The sequence below is a fragment of the Streptomyces maremycinicus genome (assembly GCF_001184025.1).
In the GTDB taxonomy this organism is placed as follows: Bacteria; Actinomycetota; Actinomycetes; order Streptomycetales; family Streptomycetaceae; genus Streptomyces; species Streptomyces maremycinicus.
Window position 1 is genome coordinate 80,959 of sequence record NZ_BBYG01000018.1, and the last position, 19,683, is coordinate 100,641.

Below are 19,683 nucleotides of genomic sequence, written 5' to 3' on the forward strand. Positions count from 1 at the left end.
TCCCCGCTCGTCATGACACCCCGAAGAAAACTGTCTCCCGGGTTTGAACGCTCGACGCCCCGCCTGCGTACCCGTCAGCGAGCGACCGACTGGGGGAACCCCCGGACACCGGAGGTGGGCGTGCGCAAGGATGCGGCCGTGGCCAATGAACGTGGATCGAGGGCCCGACATCGCATGTCCCAGCCCTCGGAACCTGACGAGGAGCTGATGCGTGCTCTGTATCGGGAGCATGCCGGACCCCTGCTTGCGTATGTCCTGCGCCTGGTTGCCGGAGACCGGCAGCGCGCCGAGGACGTCGTGCAGGAGACGCTCATCCGTGCCTGGAAGAACGCCGGTCAGCTCAATCGTGCGACCGGATCTGTACGCCCCTGGCTGGTGACGGTCGCACGCCGCATCGTCATCGACGGCCACCGCAGCCGGCAGGCCCGGCCGCAGGAGGTCGACCCGTCGCCGCTGGAGGTCATTCCTGCGGAGGACGAGATCGACAAGGCGCTGTGGCTGATGACGCTGTCCGACGCGCTCGACGACCTGACCCCGGCCCACCGGGAGGTGCTCGTCGAGACGTACTTCAAGGGGCGTACCGTCAACGAGGCGGCCGAGACGCTGGGGATACCCAGCGGCACCGTGCGCTCACGGGTCTTCTATGCCCTGCGGTCGATGAAGCTGGCTCTGGAGGAGCGGGGGGTGACGGCGTGATGAGCGTTTACGGGGGATTCGGAGCAGGTGGTTCGGGTATGTCTGGAGCCATGCAGGGATCTACGGGATCTCCGAGCCCGAGCGAACACGAGACCGTCGGCGCGTACGCCCTCGGGATTCTCGACGACGCCGAAGCAACCGCTTTCGAGATGCATCTCGCCGGCTGCGAGTGGTGCGCCCAGCAGCTCGACGAGCTCGCCGGCATGGAACCCATGCTGGCCGCCCTCGCGGACCTGCCGGGCACCGGCACCCCCGCGATCGGCGAGTCCCTGTCCGCCCGCCCCAGCCCGCGGCTCGCGGAACGGCTGGTCGACGAGGTGTCCGAGCGCCGCGCGGCCAAGCGCCGCCGCTCGTTCTTCCTGGTGGCGGCCGCGGCCGCGCTGATCATCGGCGGTCCGCTCACCGTGCTGGCGGCGACCGGCGGGGACAGCGGCACCAAGGGGACCGAGGCGAGCGCCACCAAGTCCGCGAACTCCGCCAAGGACACCTTCGCGACCCTGACCGACCGGGTCTCCGCGACCGACTCCGCCTCGAAGGTCGCCGCGACCGTCGCCATGGGCGAGAAGGCGTGGGGCACGGAGATCGGCGTCGAGCTGAAGAACGTGACGGGCCCGGAGAAGTGCTCGCTCATCGCCGTCGGCAAGAACGGCGAGCGCGAGACGGTCTCCTCCTGGTCGGTCCCGGAGTGGGGCTACGGCATCGCGAACGCCAAGACCGAGCAGGCCAAGAACCCGCTCTACGTCGTGGGCGGCGCCGCCTTCAAGACCAACGAGATCGATCACTTCGAGGTCATGACCTTCGACGGCAAGAAGCTCGTCCAGATCGACGCGTAACTTCCTACACGGGGTCCCCTTCGCGTACGGTTGACGGCTGCCCAGCACGTCAGAAGGGGGCCCGGTGGCCGTTCAGGCACAGCAGGAGACCGCGGTCGGATCGGTTCGGCCCACCGCGCCGGATTCGGTGCGGGACCGAGAGATCGGCATCGAACAGGAACACCTCGACCGGGTGTACCGGCGCCTCGAGGAGAAGATCCACGAGGCGGAGTTCCTGATGCACGACGCGGCCAAGCGGGGGCAGGTCGGCACGCCCGGCGCCCTCGCCGAGCGGGACGCCCAGGTGTTCCGCGCCGGTGTCCACCTCAACCGGCTCAACAACGAGTTCGAGGACTTCCTGTTCGGGCGGATCGACCTGCTCGCCGGGAAGGACGGCAAGAAGGGCCCGGACGGCGCCTACACCGCGGTGGAGCCCGCGGAGGGGGCCGTCCGCGCCGACAACACCGCCGACATCGCCGAGACCCTGCACATCGGCCGTATCGGAGTCCTCGATTCCGACTACTCCCCGCTGGTCATCGACTGGCGGGCACCGGCCGCGGCGCCCTTCTACCGGTCGACCCCGGTCGATCCGGGTCGGGTCGTACGGCGCCGGGTGATCCGCTCGAAGGGGCGTCGCGTCCTCGGCGTCGAGGACGACCTGATGCGTCCCGAGCTGAAGGCGGTCCTGGACGGCGGTGACCTGCCCGTCATCGGCGACGGCGCCCTCATGGCCGCCCTCGGACAGGCCCGCAGCCACACCATGCGCGACATCGTCGCCTCCATCCAGGCCGAGCAGGACCTGGTCATCCGCGCCCCCGCCGCCTCCGTGACGTACGTCGAGGGCGGCCCGGGCACCGGCAAGACCGCCGTGGCGCTGCACCGGGCCGCCTATCTGCTCTACCAGGACCGGCGCCGGTACGCGGGCGGCATCCTGATCGTCTCGCCCACCCCGCTGCTCGTGGCGTACACCGAGGGTGTGCTGCCCTCGCTCGGCGAGGAGGGCCAGGTCGCCATCCGCGCCATCGGTTCCCTGGTCGACGGCGTCGAGGCCACCCTGTACGACTCCCCTGCGGTGGCCCGGGCCAAGGGGTCGTACCGGATGCTGAGGGTGCTGCGCAAGGCCGCCCGCGGCGCGCTGGAGAGCGGCGGCCTGCCCCCCGCCCAGATGGCCTTCGCGGACCCCGACGAGGAGAGCGGCGAGACCCCCGCGCCGACCGGGACGCCGACCCGGCTGCGGGTCGTCGCCTTCGGCCGCCGGCTGGAGCTGGAGGCCGCCGACCTGGACCGCGTCCGGCAGAGCGCCCTCAGCGGCACCGCTCCGGTGAACCTCCTGCGCCCCCGCGCCCGCAAGCTGCTCCTGGACGCCCTGTGGGAGCGCTCCGGCGCGGCCGGCCGGCACAGCGACCCCGAGCTCGCCGCCGAGCTGCGCTCCTCCTTCGACGAGGACGTGACCAGCGAGGACTCGTTCATCGCCTTCCTCGACGCCTGGTGGCCCGAGCTGACCCCGCAGGCCGTCCTCGCGGCCATGTCCGACGAACGGCGGCTCGGCCGCTGGGCCCGGCGCATCCTCAACCCGGGGGAGGTCCGCAAGGTCGCCCGTGCCCTCAAGCGGGAGGGCCGCTCGGTGCACGACATCGCCATGCTCGACGAGCTCGAGGCGATCCTCGGCGCGCCGTTCCGCCCGAGGAAGCGGCGCGAGTACGACCCGCTGGACCAGCTCACCGGACTGGAGGAGCTGATGCCGGTCCGCGAGGAGACGCAGCGCGAGCGCGCCGAGCGGCTCGCCCAGGAGCGCACCGAGTACGCCCACGTCATCGTGGACGAGGCACAGGACCTCACTCCGATGCAGTGGCGCATGGTAGGCCGCCGGGGCCGGCACGCCACCTGGACGGTCGTCGGCGACCCGGCCCAGTCCTCCTGGTCCGACCCCGACGAGGCCGCCGAGGCCCGCGACGAGGCCCTCGGCACCCGCCCGCGCCGCCGCTTCCAGCTGACGGTGAACTACCGCAACCCGGCCGAGATCGCCGAGCTGGCCGCCAAGGTGCTGGCGCTGGCCATGCCGGGCGCCGAATCCCCGTCGGCGGTCAGGTCGACGGGGGTCGTGCCGCGCTTCGAGGCCGTCACCGACACCCTGGGTGCCACCGTCCGCGCGGAGGCCGGGCGCCTGCTGGAGCGGGTGGACGGCACCGTCGGCGTCGTGGTCGCCATGAACCGCCGCGAGGAGGCGAGACGCTGGCTCGCCGGACTCGGCGACCGGGTGGTGGCCCTCGGCAGCCTGGAGGCCAAGGGCCTGGAGTACGACGCCACGGTCGTCGTCTCCCCGGCGGAGATCGCGGACGAGAGCCCGGCCGGCCTGCGGGTGCTGTACGTGGCCCTCACCCGGGCCACCCAGCAGCTCACGGTCGTCTCCGGGGACCGCGACGAACCGGACGCGAACGGCGTCCCGGACCTCCTGAGGGACTGAACGGCGGATCGTTTCCTGTGAACTCCCCGCACGGGAATGGTCTTCGGCCATCCGTTTGTTAGCCTGGTCGTGACACCGGCTCGATCCAAGCCCCCGGGCCCAACCTTCGTCGCTACGAGCGACCACTTGCCGCGAGGCGAGCATGGCGGGCCGGTGTCATGAACGTGAGAGAGGCCCACATCACTGTGATGTGGGCCTCTCTCGTTGCCCTCGCCCCGCCCTCTCCTTGCTCTTTTCTCGCACTTTTCTCACTCTGTCGCCGCTCTCCGCGATCTCCGCCGCCCCCCACGGCCCTGCTCCCGGCGGCCGGAACGACTTGATTGAGAACAAAACGATCGCAACCCGGGGCGGCTTTCACGTACTCGTCGGTAGGTGCGACGATCGGACGGCAAACCCGCGACCCAGCAGTGCAGAGGAAGTCGGCCATGGCAACGGCGCCCAGCGTCTCCTACTCGATCACGGTCCGTCTGGAGGTGCCCGCGAGCGGAACGGCGGTCTCCCAGATCACCACGGCCGTGGAGTCCCACGGAGGCTCGGTGACCGGCCTCGACGTCACCGCGTCCGGCCACGAGAAGCTCCGCATCGACGTCACCATCGCCGCCACCTCCACCGCCCACGCCGACGAGATCGTCGAGCAGCTGCGCGGCATCGAGGGCGTCACCCTCGGCAAGGTCTCCGACCGTACGTTCCTGATGCACCTCGGCGGCAAGATCGAGATGGCGTCCAAGCACCCCATCCGCAACCGTGACGACCTCTCGATGATCTACACGCCGGGCGTGGCCCGCGTCTGCATGGCGATCGCCGAGAACCCCGAGGACGCCCGCCGCCTCACCATCAAGCGCAACTCCGTTGCGGTCGTGACGGACGGCTCGGCCGTCCTGGGCCTCGGCAACATCGGCCCGAAGGCCGCGCTGCCGGTCATGGAGGGCAAGGCCGCCCTCTTCAAGCGGTTCGCCGGCATCGACGCCTGGCCGCTGTGCCTGGACACCCAGGACACCGACGCGATCGTCGAGATCGTCAAGGCCATCGCCCCCGGCTTCGCGGGCATCAACCTGGAGGACATCTCCGCCCCCCGCTGCTTCGAGATCGAGGCCCGGCTGCGCGAGGCCCTCGACATCCCCGTCTTCCACGACGACCAGCACGGCACCGCGATCGTCGTCCTGGCCTCCCTCACGAACGCCCTGCGTGTCGTGAACAAGGGCATCGGGGACGTGCGGGTCGTCATGTCCGGCGCCGGCGCGGCCGGCACCGCCATCCTCAAGCTGCTGCTCGCGGCCGGCGTGAAGAACGCGGTGGTCGCCGACATCCACGGCGTCGTCCACGCGGACCGCGCGGACCTGGTCGACGCGGCCCCGGACTCGGCGCTGTGCTGGATCGCCGACAACACCAACCCCGAGGGCCTCACCGGCACCCTGAAGGAGGCCGTGCGCGGCGCGGACGTCTTCATCGGCGTCTCCGCCCCGAACGTCCTCGACGGCGACGACGTGGCCGCCATGGCCGACGACGCGATCGTGTTCGCGCTCGCGAATCCGGACCCCGAGGTCGACCCGGCGATCGCCCGTCAGACGGCCGCCGTGGTGGCCACCGGCCGCTCCGACTTCCCCAACCAGATCAACAACGTGCTGGTCTTCCCGGGCGTCTTCCGGGGCCTGCTGGACGCGCAGTCCCGCACCGTCAACACGGAGATGATGCTCGCGGCGGCGAAGGCCCTCGCGGAGGTCGTGAGCGACGACGAGCTCAACCCGAACTACATCATCCCGAGCGTCTTCAACGACAAGGTCGCCGGCGCGGTGGCGGGCGCGGTGCGTGAGGCCGCGAAGGCGGCGGGAGCCTCGGCCTCGTAGGCTCGACGCCGGCCCCCGCGCCCGACGACATCCGGACCCATGGTCCCGGCGGCGCAGGGTAGGCGGGGGCTGTGAGGATCGCCACGGCGGCCCTCACAACGGCGCGTCGCGGAACCCCGCGCCGCGGACAGCCCTCTAGGGTTGCGCCCGACCCAACCGCCCATCGTGTGACTCCCAAGGGTTGTCTCACGACTCCGTGCGGGTGCCGGATTGGCTTTCCCGCCGCTGGTAGGGGCAGGATGCGTCTCTGGGCGCGTGCACAACGACTTTCGCTGTGCCCAACATGCGGCTCCGCCGCGTGGCACGCCGCAACGGCAAGAAGAACACGGGAGTAACAACATGAACCGCAGTGAGCTGGTGGCCGCGCTGGCCGACCGCGCCGAGGTGACCCGCAAGGACGCCGACGCAGTGCTGGCCGCGTTCGCCGAGGTCGTCGGCGACATCGTCTCCAAGGGCGACGAGAAGGTCACGATCCCCGGCTTCCTGACCTTCGAGCGCACCCACCGTGCCGCTCGCACCGCCCGCAACCCGCAGACCGGCGACCCGATCCAGATCCCGGCCGGCTACAGCGTCAAGGTCTCCGCGGGCTCGAAGCTCAAGGAAGCGGCCAAGGGCAAGTAAGCGCTCCGTCGGAGCGCCGTGGGCAGCTGCCGGCCGTCAGTGGCCGGTCCTGCTGTTCCCCGCGTCTCTTCGGGGTGTGCCCGTCAAGGGCGCGTCGAACGCCGATGGGCGGCCACCCGGATCCGGGTGGCCGCCCATCGGCGTTCCGCGAGCGCTGGTGCTAGCCCAGTGCCTTGCCGGGCAGCTCGACCTTCGCGCCCAGCTCGACGAGCTTCTCCATGAAGTTCTCGTAGCCGCGGTTGATGAGGTCGATGCCGTGGACCCGGGAGGTGCCCTGGGCCGCGAGGGCGGCGATCAGGTACGAGAAGCCGCCGCGGAGGTCGGGGATGACCAGATCGGCGCCCTGGAGCTTCGTGGGGCCCGACACGACCGCGGAGTGCAGGAAGTTGCGCTGCCCGAAGCGGCAGTCGGAGCCGCCGAGGCACTCGCGGTACAGCTGGATGTGGGCGCCCATCTGGTTGAGCGCGGAGGTGAAGCCCAGCCGGGACTCGTAGACCGTCTCGTGGATGATCGACAGGCCCGTGGCCTGCGTCAGGGCGACGACCAGCGGCTGCTGCCAGTCCGTCTGGAAACCGGGGTGGACGTCCGTCTCCAGCGCGATGGACTTCAGCTGGCCGCCGGGGTGCCAGAAGCGGATGCCCTCGTCGTCGATCTCGAAGGCGCCGCCCACCTTGCGGTAGGTGTTCAGGAACGTCATCATCGAGCGCTGCTGGGCGCCGCGGACATAGATGTTGCCCTCGGTCGCCAGCGCCGCGGACGCCCAGGAGGCGGCCTCCAGACGGTCCGACAGGGCGGCGTGGTTGTAGCCGCCGAGCTTGTCGACACCGGTGATGCGGATGGTGCGGTCGGTGTCCATCGCGATGATGGCGCCCATCTTCTGGAGCACGCAGATGAGATCCTCGATCTCCGGCTCCACGGCCGCGTTCGAGAGCTCGGTGACGCCCTCGGCCAGGACGGCGGTCAGCAGCACCTGCTCGGTCGCGCCGACGGACGGGTACGGCAGCCGGATCTTCGTGCCGCGCAGCCGCTGCGGGGCCTCCAGGTACTGGCCGTCCTCCCGCTTCTCGATCTTCGCGCCGAACTGCCGCAGCACGTCGAAGTGGAAGTCGATGGGCCGGCCGCCGATGTCGCAGCCGCCCAGGCCCGGGATGAACGCGTGGCCGAGGCGGTGCAGGAGCGGGCCGCAGAACAGGATCGGAATCCGGCTCGAACCCGCGTGGGCGTCGATGTCGGCGACGTTGGCGCTCTCCACGTAGGTCGGGTCGAGCACCAGCTCGCCCGGCTCCTCGCCCGGCCGGACCGTCACACCGTGCAGTTGGAGCAGGCCGCGTACGACCCGCACGTCACGGATGTCCGGAACGTTGCGCAGCCGACTCGGCTCACTGCCCAGCAGGGCGGCGACCATGGCCTTGGGTACGAGGTTCTTCGCACCGCGGACACGGATCTCGCCCTCGAGCGGGGTGCCGCCGTGGACAAGCAGTACGTCGTCAGAGCCGTTGACGGTCATGTATCTCGCGTTCCATGGATGGTGGGTTGGGGCAAGGGCCGTTGGTGTCGGGGGCAGGGCCAGATGAGACAGAGTAATCGCCGTCGGCCCCTGTCCCGTAAGCCCAGGGACCACCCAGGTACGTCATAGCTGTGTCACAACACGAACCGTTTCCCGCCGGGCACGTGGGGTCACCGTCGGACGCCCCCGCGGGCCCGTGCGCCCGGACCGCACCCGTGCGCGTCCCCTGTGCCCGGATTGCCTCCCCACTTCCCGCGAAGATGCGGGATCATGTCTGGCATGACCGAGGTGTCCTCGCTCACGGGGCGGCTGCTCGTGGCAACGCCCGCCCTGGCGGACCCGAACTTCGACCGTGCGGTGGTGCTCCTTCTCGACCACGACGAGGAGGGCTCCCTCGGTGTCGTCCTCAACCGGCCCACACCGGTGGGCGTGAGCGACATCCTGGAGGGCTGGGCGGATCTCACCGGTGAACCCGGCGTCGTCTTCCAGGGCGGCCCGGTGTCGCTGGACTCGGCTCTCGGGATCGCCGTCATCCCGGGCGGCACGGCCGTCGACGGCACCCCGATCGGCTGGCGCCGGGTGCACGGCGCGATCGGCCTCGTCGACCTGGAGGCCCCGCCGGAACTGCTGGCCTCGGCCCTCGGCTCCCTGCGGATCTTCGCCGGATACGCCGGGTGGGGCCCCGGCCAGCTGGAGGACGAGCTGGGCGAGGGCGCCTGGTACGTCGTGGAGTCCGAACCCGGCGACGTCTCCTCGCCGTCCCCCGAGAGACTCTGGCGCGAGGTGCTGCGCCGCCAGCGCAGCGAACTCGCGATGGTGGCGACGTATCCGGACGACGCCTCGCTCAACTGACGGGTGTGAGCTTCGGGACCGGGCTTCAGTACCCTTGGCGCTATGAGCACTCTTGAGCCTGAGACCCAGCCCCAGCGAGGCACTGGGACGGGGACCCTCGTAGAGCCGACGCCGCAGGTGTCGCACGGCGACGGGGACCACGAGCGCTACGCCCACTACGTCCAGAAGGACAAGATCATGGCGAGCGCCCTCGACGGGACGCCCGTCGTGGCGCTGTGCGGCAAGGTCTGGGTGCCGGGCCGCGACCCGAAGAAGTACCCCGTCTGCCCCATGTGCAAGGAGATCTTCGAGTCCATGGCCGGCGGCGGGGACGACAAGGGCAAGGGCGGCGGCGACAAGAAGTAGCCGCAGGAACTTTCCGGGGCCCCCGGGGCGCGATGTGACGCGCCCCGGGGGCCTTCGGCGTCCCGGTGTCATGTCTTGACATGAGCTGTCGTCTTTGTCGTTGCACGGGGTGCGTCAGGTGGTCACAGAGTGGTGGAGACCTCTTGTCGGCATGTTCATGTTGTCCCTAGCCTCCGAAGTGTTGTGCAGAGCGAAACAGTTATTGCATATGTTGCAACGCTCGGAGGATCGCGTATGAAGCTCCCCATCCGGCTGGCCGCGCTCGCGGCCGCCGCGCTGGTCGTCACCGCCTGCGCCCCCCAGACGTCCGACAACTCCTCTTCCGGCACCGACGACAAGACGGGCACCCTGCGCGTCTGGCTCTTCCAGGAGGTCGGCAACAAGCCCAAGGAGCGGGTCGTCGACGCGGCCGTCGCCGCCTTCGAGAAGGCCCACGACGGCGTGAGGGTCGACGTCGAGTACATCCCGGTCGAGACCCGCGCCCAGCGCGTGAAGGCCGCCTTCAACGACCCCGCGTCCGCTCCCGACGTCATCGAGTACGGCAACACCGACACGGCCGGCTACGTCCACGACGGCGGACTCCTCGACGTCACCCGGGACTTCGCCGACTGGAGCGAGGCCGAGGCGACCGACCCCACCGCCCGGCAGTCCGTCACCGTCGACGGCAAGGTCTACGGCGCGCCCTTCTACGTCGGCGTCCGCGCCCTGTACTACCGCACGGACGTCTTCGAGGAACTCGGGCTGAAGGTCCCGGGGACCATGGCCGAGCTGGCGGCCACCGCCCGCAGGATCCGCGCCGCGAAACCCGACCTGTACGGGCTGGTGGTCGGTGGCGCCTACACCTACGGCGCGATGCCCTTCGTGTGGGCCAACGGCGGCGAGCTCGCCACCGGCAAGGGCGGCTCGTACGCCTCCGGCATCGACAGCGCGGCCGCCCGCAAGGGCATCACCGCGTACACGTCCCTCTTCTCCGACGACAACTGTCCCGCCGCCAAGTGCGCGGGCATGGGCGGCAACGACACCGTCACCGCGTTCGCCGCGGGCAAGGCGGGCATGGCCATCGGCGGCGACTTCAGCCACGCGGCCGTGGAGGCCGGCAAGGTGAAGGGCGCGTACGCCGTCGTACCGCTGCCGGGAGTGACGGCCGGCTCGATCGCCCCGGCGTTCGCGGGCGGCAACAACATCGGTGTGCTGAAGAGCACCTCGCACCGCACGCTCGCCGTCCGGCTGATGGAGGCCCTCGCCTCGAAGAAGACCCAGGCCTCGCTGTTCGACGCCATGGGCTTCCTGCCCACCTTCACGGACGTCCGGGACCAGGCCGCCGCCGAGGAGCCCTTCGTGAAGCCCTTCGTTCGGACCCTGGCCGCCGGGACCAGGTTCGTGCCCGCGTCGCCCGCGTGGTCGCGGATCGACTCGTCCCTCGTCCTGCCGACGATGTTCCAGGAGGTCGTCAGCGGCAAGAAGGACGTGGCCGCGGCCTCGGCTGAGGCGGCGCGGAAGATGGACGCCGCGTTCGGCTCCGCCGGGTGACGCCGGTGACGCCCCACGGCTCGGGCACGCAGGTGCGCGGGCGACCGCGGGTCGCACCACCCGGCCGGGCGCGCAGTTGCCCGCGCCCCCGGGCCGGTCGTGGCGGGCGGCGTCCCGCGACCCCCTGGCTGTACCTCGCGCCCGCTCTCGTCGTCCTGGCCGCCCTGCTCGCCTACCCCGTCTACCAGCTCGGCCTGATATCGCTCTTCCGCTACACCCAGGCCCAGGTCAGCGGCGGTGAACCCACCGCCTTCCGGGGCTTCGGCAACTACGCGGACGTCTTCTCCGACGACCTGTTCCGGCAGGTGCTCGCGTCGACCGTCGTCTTCGCCGCGGCCTGTGTCGTGTCCACCCTCGCCGTCGGCTGCGCGCTCGCCGTGCTCCTGACCCGCGTGCGGGCCCTGCCGCGGCTGGCGCTGATGCTGGCCGCGACGGGCGCCTGGGCGACCCCCGCGGTCACCGGCTCCACGGTCTGGCTGTTCCTGTTCGACCCCGACTTCGGTCCGGTGAACCGGCTGCTGGGCCTCGGCGACCACTCGTGGACGTACGGCCGCCTCAGCGCCTTCCTCCTCGTCCTGCTCGAAGTGGTCTGGTGCTCCTTCCCGTTCGTGATGGTGACCGTCTACGCGGGGATCCGCTCCGTGCCCTCCGAGGTCCTGGAGGCGGCGGCCCTGGACGGCGCCTCGCAGTGGCGGATCTGGCGGTCCGTGCTGGCCCCGATGCTGCGGCCGATCCTCGTGGTCGTGACCATCCAGTCGGTCATCTGGGACTTCAAGGTCTTCACCCAGATCTATGTGATGACGAACGGGGGCGGCATCGCCGGGCAGAACCTCGTCCTGAACGTCTACGCCTACCAACAGGCCTTCGCGTCCTCCCAGTACGGGCTGGGCGCGGCGATCGGCGTCGTGATGCTGCTGATCCTGCTCGCCGTGACGCTGGTGTACCTGAGGCTGCTGCGCCGGCAGGGGGAGGAGCTGTGAAAGGAGCAGGCGTGCGTTCCGTGCGGGGCCTGGTGGCCCGCCCGTGGCGGTTCGCCGCCGAGGCCTGCGCGCTGCTGGTCGCGGTGGTCGTCGCCTTCCCGCTCTACTGGATGGTGCTGGGCGCCTTCAAACCGGCCGGGGAGGTCCGCTCGAGCGAGCCGCGGCCGTGGACGCTCGCGCCCTCCCTGGATTCCTTCCGGCGCGTCCTCGGGCAGCAGGAATTCGGCCGCTACTTCCTCAACAGCCTTGTCGTCGCGGGTGCGGTGGTGATCGCGTCCGGAGCGATCGCCTTTCTCGCCGCGACCGCGGTGACCCGATTCCGGTTCCGCTTCCGCACCACCCTGCTGATCATGTTCCTGGTGGCCCAGATGGTGCCCGTGGAAGCGCTCACGATCCCGTTGTTCTTCCTCATGCGGGACCTCGGTCAGCTGAACACCCTGGGGTCGCTGATCCTGCCTCACATCGCCTTCTCGCTGCCCTTCGCGATCTGGATGCTGAGAGGATTCGTGAAAGCGGTTCCGGAAGCGCTGGAGGAGGCCGCGTATCTCGACGGGGCGAGCCGTACGCGCTTTCTGTGGCAGATCCTTTTCCCGCTCGTCCTGCCGGGTCTGGTGGCCACGAGCGTGTTCTCCTTCATCTCCGCCTGGAACGACTTCCTGTTCGCCAAGTCGTTCATCATCAGCGACACCGCGCAGTCGACCCTGCCGATGGCCCTGCTGGTCTTCTACGACCCGGACGACCCCGACTGGGGCGGCGTGATGGCGGGTTCCACGGTGATGACGATTCCGGTTCTGGTGTTCTTCGTACTCGTACAGCGACGGCTGGTCTCCGGACCGGACGGAGCGGTAAAGGACTGATGTGACTTCCGCATTCGACGGCGTCGACGGCGTCGACGGCGCCGACCTCGTCGACCTCGCCGACCTCGTCCCCGCGCCGCGTGCCGTCGACGGCTCCCGGCACGGTGGTGTCGACCTCGACGAGAACACCACCCTGTGGGCCGCGCCGGGCACGGAGGGCACCGAACGCTGGCTGCGCGCCACCCTCGGCGCGGCCTTCGGGCTGCCCCTGCGTCCGGGCCCGCGGGACGTCCGCGACTCCGTACGGCTGTGTCTGGACGACACGATGGAGCCGGAGGCCTACAGGCTGAGCGTCCTCGCCACCAGCGGCATCGAGATCCGCGGCGGAAGCCCGGCCGGCGTCTTCTGGGGCGCGCAGACCCTGCGTCAGCTGCTCGGCCCGCACGCGTTCCGGCGCGCCCCCGTGCGGCCGGGGACCGGCATCGGCGTCCCGCACCGGATCATCGAGGACGCCCCCCGCTTCCGCTGGCGCGGCCTCCTGCTCGACGTCGCCCGGCACTTCATGCCCAAGGACGGCGTCCTGCGCTGCCTGGACCTGATGGCGGCGCACAAACTCAACGTCTTCCACTTCCACCTGACGGACGACCAGGGCTGGCGGATCGAGATCGAGCGGTACCCCCGGCTCACCGAGGTCGGTTCCTGGCGGGCGCGCACGAAATTCGGCCACCGGGCCTCGCCGCTGTGGGAGGAGAAGCCGCACGGCGGCTTCTACACACGCGACGACATCCGCGAGATCGTCGCCTACGCCACCGAACGGCATATCACCGTGGTCCCCGAAATCGACGTCCCCGGCCACTCGCAGGCCGCGATCGCCGCGTATCCGGAACTCGGCAACACCGATGTCGTCGACGCGTCCGGCGAGGGGGACCCCGGTGTTGCCGTGTGGGACACCTGGGGGATCAGTCCGCACGTGCTCGCCCCCTCCGACAACACCCTGCGCTTCTACGAAGGGGTCTTCGAGGAAGTCCTGGAGCTGTTCCCCTCGGAGTTCGTTCACGTCGGGGGCGACGAATGCCTCAAGGACCAGTGGCGGCGGTCGCCGGCCGCGCAGGCCCGCATCACGGAACTCGGACTCGCCGACGAGGACCAGCTCCAGTCCTGGTTCATCAGGCACTTCGACACCTGGCTCTCCGCGCGCGGGAGGCGCCTCATCGGCTGGGACGAGATCCTGGAGGGCGGCCTCGCGGACGGGGCGGCGGTGTCCTCCTGGCGGGGCTACGCGGGCGGGATCGCCGCCGCGCGGGCCGGGCACGACGTCGTGATGTGCCCCGAGCAGCAGGTGTACCTGGACCACCGGCAGGACGCCGGCGCGGACGAGCCCGTGCCGATCGGGTTCGTGCGCACCCTGGAGGACGTCTACCGGTTCGAACCCGTTCCCGCCGAGCTGACACCGCGGGAGGCGGGGCGGGTGCTCGGCACCCAGGCCAACCTGTGGACCGAGGTGATGGAGGACCAGGCGCGCGTGGACTACCAGGCCTTCCCCCGGCTCGCCGCCTTCGCCGAGGTCGCCTGGAGTGCCCTGCCCGCCCCTCGGGAGCGGGACTTCGCCGACTTCGAGCGGCGGATGGAGGCCCACTACGAGCGGCTCGACGCACTGGGCGTCGGCTACCGCCCGCCGGCCGGCCCCAGGCCGTGGCAGCGGCGGCCGGGTGTCCTGGGGCGCCCGGTCGACGGCCCGCCCCCGAACCGGTGATACCGCGCGTCCTGGACAACCCCCGGCATGCTCACCGAAGAGTGGCAATTCACGCGCATCGGTGATGCCGTACGAAAACGGACCATCTCCGCGATGAGGTGGGCGAATGCCTCCTAGCGGACCCCCGCGTTCGGGTGTTGCGAAGATGTGCCAGAGTTGCCACGTCCGCCCTGTCAGCACGTACCGTACGGCAGCACAGGTGGGACCAGGTGGGGCAGCGGGAAGGGGCAGCCGGTTTTGACCACGCACGCACCGCAGGCGGGGCAGGCCGTCACGCTGCCCACGACGCTGGACGAGGCCGTGGCGGCGCTGGCCGCCATGCCCGCAGCCGTGCCCGTGGCGGGCGGCACCGATCTCATGGCCGCCGTCAACTCGGGGCAGCTCAGGCCCACCGGACTGGTCGGCCTCGGCCGCATCAGCGAGATCCGCGGCTGGCAGTACCAGGACGGCCACGCGCTGCTCGGCGCCGGACTCACCCACGCGCGGATGGGCCGCCCCGACTTCGCCGCCCTGATCCCGGCGCTCGCCGCGGCCGCGCGGGCCGCGGGCCCGCCGCAGATCCGCAACGCGGGCACCCTCGGCGGCAACATCGCCTCGGCCGCGCCCACGGGCGACGCGCTGCCCGTGCTGGCCGCGCTGGAGGCGACCCTGATCATCGCGGGCCCGGGCGGAGCCCGCCGTGAGATGCCGGTGTCGCACCTGCTCGCCGGCATGGAGATGCTGCGCGGCGGCGAACTCATCGGGTACGTGCGCGTGCCGCTGCTGCACGCCCCGCAGATCTTCCTGAAGGCGACCGGCCGTACCGGCCCGGGCCGCGCGGTGGCCTCCGTCGCGCTGGTCCTGGACCCCGCCCGACGGGGCGTCCGGTGCGCCGTCGGGGCCATAGCGCCGATGCCGCTGCGGCCGCTGGAGGCCGAGCAGTGGGTCGCCCGGCTCATCGACTGGGACAACAACCGCACCATCGTCCCCGAGGCGCTGAGCGCCTTCGGGGAGTACGTCGCCGCCGCCTGCATCCCCGACCCGGTGCCGGGCGTGGACGGCTCCGTACCGGAACTTCCGCCCGCCGTACTGCACCTGCGGCGCACCGTCGCCGCGCTGGCCCGACGAGCACTGGGGAGGGCGCTGTCGTGAGCGACGACCAGCACGGACCCGGACACGGAAACGGACAGGAAGAAGGGCAGGGCCGGGGCGCGCCGCAGGGCGGCGGCCGCTGGGACCCGCTGCCCCAGGGGGACTACGACGACGGCGCGACCGCCTTCGTGAAGCTCCCCGAGGGCGGCATCGACGCCTTCCTGGCCGCCCGCGGCGACAGCCCGCTCGCCGCGCCCGGCCACGGGTACGTGCCGCCGCAGATAGCGGTGGCGCCCCCCACGGACGACACCTGGGCGGCTCCGGCCGGCGGCTCCGACTGGCCCGTCCCGCAGGACACCCCGCAGACGGTGGGCGACGACCGGTTCACGTACCACCCCGGCGCGACCGGTCAGTGGGCCTTCGAGGACACCTCGGGACAGGCGGGCGCACCGCGGCCCGCGCCCGGCCACGACGTGACGGGCCAGTGGTCGATCCCCGTCGCGGGCGGCGACCTGCCCGACGAGTCCGGCGAGTTCACCACCTCCTCGCTGGTCGAGCAGTGGGGCGGCACGCCCCCGGCCACCCTGCCCGGCGGCGCCTCCGCGCCCTGGGCCCCGGCCGGCCCGACGGACCACGGCCCGACCGACCACGGCCCGACCGAGCACGGCGGGACGGATCAGGCCTGGGGCCGGCACACCGACGAGGCCGACACGGCCGCGCGGCCGGCGACGGACACCCCCGCGTACGGACACGCCCCGGAGCACGGCCCCACGGCCGTGGACGCCGACCGGTACCACCCCGCCGCCGACCACACCGGGCAGCTCACGCACCCCACCGGGTCGTTCGCCCCGGAGATCTCCGCCGAGGCGTACACGGTCGCCCCCGAAGGCCCCCCGGCGGACGCCGGGCGGGACGCTCAGCGGGCCGCTGAGGCCGAGGGAAGGGCCGAGACGTCCGGGGAGGCCGAGCGCGCCCACGAGGCCGCTCACGAGCCCGCTGAGGCCGCCCACGGCCCCGCGGAGCCGCCGGCCGAGCCCGCGGCCCCGCACGGAGCCGAGCACGGCCCGGCCGACGCCCCCGAGGACCGGTCCGCCGCCGCGGACACCGAGGGCGAGCCCGAGGCGGACGCGGCCACCGGGCCGGACGATCCCGACGGGACGGCCGAGCACACCGACGACGCCCCGGCGCCGTTCCACGAGGAACACCCCCTCGCCGCCTACACCCTGCGCGTCAACGGCTCCGACCGACCCGTCACCGACGCCTGGATCGGCGAGTCGCTGCTCTACGTCCTGCGCGAGCGGCTCGGTCTCGCGGGCGCCAAGGACGGCTGCTCGCAGGGCGAGTGCGGAGCCTGCAACGTCCAGGTGGACGGCCGGCTCGTCGCCTCCTGCCTGGTCCCGGCCGTCACCACCGCCGGGAGCGAGATCCGCACCGTCGAGGGCCTCGCCGTCGACGGCCGGCCCTCCGACGTGCAGCGGGCGCTCGCCCGGTGCGGTGCCGTGCAGTGCGGCTTCTGCGTGCCCGGCATGGCGATGACCGTGCACGACCTGCTGGAGGGCAACCCCGCCCCCACCGAACTCGAGGCGCGCCAGGCCCTGTGCGGCAACCTGTGCCGCTGCTCCGGCTACCGGGGCGTCCTGCGCGCCGTCCAGGACGTCGTCGCCGAACGCGAGGCGGTCGCCGCCGCCGAGGCCGAGGCGGACGGCGACGAGGCGCGCATTCCGCACCAGGCGGGACCGGGCGCCGGAGGCGTCCACCCGTCGGCGTTCGAGAACCCTGCACAGCCCCACCCGCACGACCCGGCGTACGGACAGGGCCAGGACGGAGGCCAGGCGTGAGCAACGAGACGGTCACCACGACGACCCCCCTGGACCCCGCCACCCCGGCCTCCGAGCCGATCCCGCACGGCCTCGGCGCCTCCCTCCAGCCCGCCGACGCGCGCGCCAAGACCGAGGGCACCTTCCCGTACGCCGCCGACCTGTGGGCCGAGGGCCTGCTGTGGGCGGCCGTACTGCGCTCGCCGCACCCGCACGCGCGCATCGTGTCCATCGACACGTCACACGCGCGTGAGATGCCCGGCGTCCGGGCCGTCGTCACCCACGAGGACGTCCCCGGCCGCGCGCTGCACGGCCGCGGCAAGGCCGACCGCCCGGTGTTCGCCTCCGACGTCGTACGCCACCACGGCGAGCCCATCGCGGCCGTCGCCGCCGACCACCCGGACACCGCGCGGATGGCCGCCGCGGCCGTCATCGTCGAGTACGAGGTGCTCGACCCGGTGATCGACCCCGAGCAGGCCTTCGAGGCGGAGGCGCTGCACCCCGACGGCAACCTGATCCGGCACATCCCGCTGCACCACGGCGACCCGTCCGCGGCGGGCGACGTCGTCGTCGAGGGCCAGTACCGCATCGGCCGCGCCGACCCCGCCCCGATCGGCGCCGAGGCCGGCCTCGCCGTGCCCCGACCCGACGGCGGTGTGGAGCTGTACCTCGCCTCCACCGACCCGCACACCGACCGCGACACCGCCGCCGCCTGCTACGGCCTCGAACCCGAGCGCGTGAAGATCGTCGTCACCGGTGTGCCCGGTGCCACCGCCGACCGCGAGGACCAGGGCTTCCAGCTCCCGCTCGGCCTGCTCGCGCTGAAGACCGGCTGCCCGGTGAAACTCACCGCCACCCGCGAGGAGTCCTTCCTCGGGCACGCCCACAGACATCCGACGCTGCTGCGCTACCGCCACCACGCCGACGCCGAGGGCCGGCTGGTGAAGGTCGAGGCGCAGATCCTGCTGGACGCGGGCGCGTACGCCGACACCTCCGCCGAGGCCCTCGCCGCCGCCGTCTCGTTCGCCTGCGGTCCCTACGTCGTCCCGAACGCCTTCATCGAGGGCTGGGCGGTCCGCACGAACAACCCGCCGTCGGGCCATGTGCGCGGCGAGGGCGCGATGCAGGTCTGCGCCGCCTACGAGGCGCAGATGGACAAGCTGGCCAAGAAGCTCGGCGTCGACCCGGCGGAACTGCGGCTGCGCAACGCCATGGCGACCGGGGACGTCCTGCCGACCGGCCAGACGGTGACCTGCCCGGCGCCCGTGGCCGAACTCCTCCGGGCCGTCCAGGAGTTCCCCCTTCCGGCGCTCCCCAAGGACACGCCCGAGGAGGACTGGCTGCTGCCCGGCGGCCCCGAGGGCGCGGGCGAACCGGGCGCGGTGCGCCGGGGCGTCGGCTACGGGCTCGGCATGGTGCACATGCTGGGCGCGGAGGGCGCCGACGAGGTCTCCACGGCGACCGTGAAGGTCCAGGACGGCGTCGCGACGGTCCTGTGCGCGGCGGTGGAGACGGGACAGGGCTTCACGACGCTGGCCCGCCAGATCGTCCAGGAGACGCTGGGCGTCGACGAGGTCCACGTGGCCCCCGTCGACACCGACCAGCCGCCCGCGGGCCCCGGCTGCCGGGGGCGCCACACATGGGTGTCCGGCGGCGCCGTGGAACGCGCGGCGAAGATGGTCCGCACCCAGCTGCTCCAGCCCCTGGCCCACAAGTTCGGCATGTCCACGGAGCTGCTCCAGATCACCGACGGCAAGATCACCTCGTACGACGGCGTCCTGTCGACGACCGTCACGGAGGAGATGCGCGGCAAGGAGCTGTGGGCGACGGCCCAGTGCCGCCCGCACCCGACCGAGCCGCTGGACGCGGCCGGCCAGGGCGACGCCTTCGTCGGCCTCGCCTTCTGCGCGATCCGCGCGGTCGTGGACGTCGACATCGAGCTGGGCTCGGTCCGGGTCGTCGAACTGGCGGTGGCCCAGGACGTGGGCCGCGTCCTCAACCCGGCGCAGCTCACCGCGCGGATCGAGGCCGGGGTCACGCAGGGCGTCGGCATCGCGCTCACCGAGAACCTCCGCACGCCGAGGGGCCTGATCCGCCACCCCGACCTCACCGGCTACGCGTTGCCCACGGCCCTGGACGCCCCGGACATCCGGATCGTCAAGCTGGTCGAGGAACGCGACGTGGTCGCCCCGTTCGGCGCGAAGGCCGCCAGCGCGGTCCCGGTGGTGACCTCGCCCGCGGCGATCGCCTCCGCCGTGCGGGCCGCCACGGGCCGCCCGGTGAACCGGCTGCCGATAAGGCCCCAGGCGGCGGTGGTGACGGACCGGTGAGCGCGCCGGAGCCGGGTTCCCGGCAGTACGAGCCCCCGCCGAGCGTGGGCAGGCTGCTGGGCTGGATCGCGCTGTTCGTGGTGGCGGCGGTGGTCGTGGTGCTGGGCGGCGTGTACCTCACCTGAGAGGCGATCGCGCCGATCGGTCCGGAAAGGGGCCGATCGGGCCGAGCCGTCCGGTGGGGGCCGATCGGGCCGGAGAGGGAACGCGCGCTCCGGAGAGGGAACGCGCGGGGCCGCCCCGGCGTCTGTCAGTGCGGGACCG

At 72.1% G+C, this 19,683-nt stretch carries 16 protein-coding genes; 15 read left to right on the forward strand and 1 reads right to left on the reverse strand.

The window, feature by feature from the left end; genetic code table 11:
- Window positions 1-174 precede the first annotated feature (174 nt).
- From AOQ37_RS27575 to AOQ37_RS27595, 5 genes are all read left to right on the forward strand, one after another.
- A complete protein-coding gene (locus tag AOQ37_RS27575) occupies window positions 175-696 on the forward strand; it encodes a sigma-70 family RNA polymerase sigma factor (protein WP_010039908.1) in 522 nt (173 codons plus the stop codon).
- A 50-nt stretch (window positions 697-746) separates the two neighbouring features.
- Complete coding sequence (locus AOQ37_RS27580; RefSeq protein WP_062647981.1) at window positions 747-1,529, forward strand: anti-sigma factor family protein; 783 nt, start codon at window positions 747-749, stop codon at window positions 1,527-1,529.
- A 64-nt stretch (window positions 1,530-1,593) separates the two neighbouring features.
- Entirely contained in the window at window positions 1,594-3,972 is a 2,379-nt protein-coding gene (locus AOQ37_RS27585; protein WP_062647982.1) for a HelD family protein, read from the forward strand.
- 425 nt (window positions 3,973-4,397) lie between these two features.
- Window positions 4,398-5,816, forward strand: coding sequence for an NAD-dependent malic enzyme (locus AOQ37_RS27590; protein ID WP_062647984.1), 1,419 nt, complete (start codon window positions 4,398-4,400; stop codon window positions 5,814-5,816).
- 339 nt (window positions 5,817-6,155) lie between these two features.
- Window positions 6,156-6,437 (forward strand): HU family DNA-binding protein, encoded by a 282-nt coding sequence (locus AOQ37_RS27595; protein ID WP_004000874.1) that lies wholly within the window; start codon window positions 6,156-6,158, stop codon window positions 6,435-6,437.
- Window positions 6,438-6,597: 160 nt separating this feature from the next.
- Here the strand turns inward: AOQ37_RS27595 and murA are convergent, their stop codons facing one another.
- On the reverse strand, window positions 6,598-7,944 hold the full coding sequence (gene murA / locus AOQ37_RS27600) for a UDP-N-acetylglucosamine 1-carboxyvinyltransferase (RefSeq protein WP_062647986.1): 1,347 nt from the start codon (window positions 7,942-7,944) through the stop codon (window positions 6,598-6,600).
- Between the two features lie 279 nt (window positions 7,945-8,223).
- Between murA and AOQ37_RS27605 the strand changes: the two genes are divergently transcribed.
- The 10 genes from AOQ37_RS27605 (at window position 8,224) to AOQ37_RS41885 (ending at window position 19,544) form a co-directional block, all read left to right on the forward strand.
- A complete protein-coding gene (locus AOQ37_RS27605) occupies window positions 8,224-8,796 on the forward strand; it encodes a YqgE/AlgH family protein (RefSeq protein WP_062647988.1) in 573 nt (190 codons plus the stop codon).
- Between the two features lie 42 nt (window positions 8,797-8,838).
- Entirely contained in the window at window positions 8,839-9,141 is a 303-nt protein-coding gene (locus tag AOQ37_RS27610) for a DUF3039 domain-containing protein (RefSeq protein WP_062647990.1), read from the forward strand.
- A gap of 234 nt (window positions 9,142-9,375) precedes the next feature.
- Window positions 9,376-10,671, forward strand: a complete 1,296-nt coding sequence (locus AOQ37_RS27615; RefSeq protein WP_062647992.1) for an extracellular solute-binding protein — start codon at window positions 9,376-9,378, stop codon at window positions 10,669-10,671.
- A 32-nt stretch (window positions 10,672-10,703) separates the two neighbouring features.
- Window positions 10,704-11,651 carry a carbohydrate ABC transporter permease gene (locus AOQ37_RS27620; protein ID WP_062648437.1) on the forward strand — a complete coding sequence of 316 codons (948 nt, stop codon included), beginning with the start codon at window positions 10,704-10,706 and terminating at the stop codon, window positions 11,649-11,651.
- A gap of 11 nt (window positions 11,652-11,662) precedes the next feature.
- Complete coding sequence (locus AOQ37_RS27625; protein ID WP_062647994.1) at window positions 11,663-12,508, forward strand: carbohydrate ABC transporter permease; 846 nt, start codon at window positions 11,663-11,665, stop codon at window positions 12,506-12,508.
- A gap of 1 nt (window position 12,509) precedes the next feature.
- On the forward strand, window positions 12,510-14,201 hold the full coding sequence (locus tag AOQ37_RS27630) for a beta-N-acetylhexosaminidase (RefSeq protein ID WP_062647996.1): 1,692 nt from the start codon (window positions 12,510-12,512) through the stop codon (window positions 14,199-14,201).
- A 237-nt stretch (window positions 14,202-14,438) separates the two neighbouring features.
- Window positions 14,439-15,332: an FAD binding domain-containing protein gene (locus AOQ37_RS27635; protein ID WP_062647998.1), complete on the forward strand. Its 894-nt coding sequence runs from the start codon at window positions 14,439-14,441 to the stop codon at window positions 15,330-15,332.
- Entirely contained in the window at window positions 15,329-17,110 is a 1,782-nt protein-coding gene (locus tag AOQ37_RS27640; RefSeq protein WP_062648000.1) for a 2Fe-2S iron-sulfur cluster-binding protein, read from the forward strand. Before AOQ37_RS27635 ends, AOQ37_RS27640 begins: the two co-directional genes overlap by 4 nt.
- On the forward strand, window positions 17,107-19,419 hold the full coding sequence (locus AOQ37_RS27645) for a xanthine dehydrogenase family protein molybdopterin-binding subunit (RefSeq protein ID WP_062648002.1): 2,313 nt from the start codon (window positions 17,107-17,109) through the stop codon (window positions 19,417-19,419). The genes AOQ37_RS27640 and AOQ37_RS27645 overlap by 4 nt, the downstream gene beginning before the upstream one ends.
- Window positions 19,416-19,544, forward strand: a complete 129-nt coding sequence (locus AOQ37_RS41885; RefSeq protein WP_267888021.1) for a hypothetical protein — start codon at window positions 19,416-19,418, stop codon at window positions 19,542-19,544. Before AOQ37_RS27645 ends, AOQ37_RS41885 begins: the two co-directional genes overlap by 4 nt.
- Window positions 19,545-19,683 lie beyond the last annotated feature (139 nt).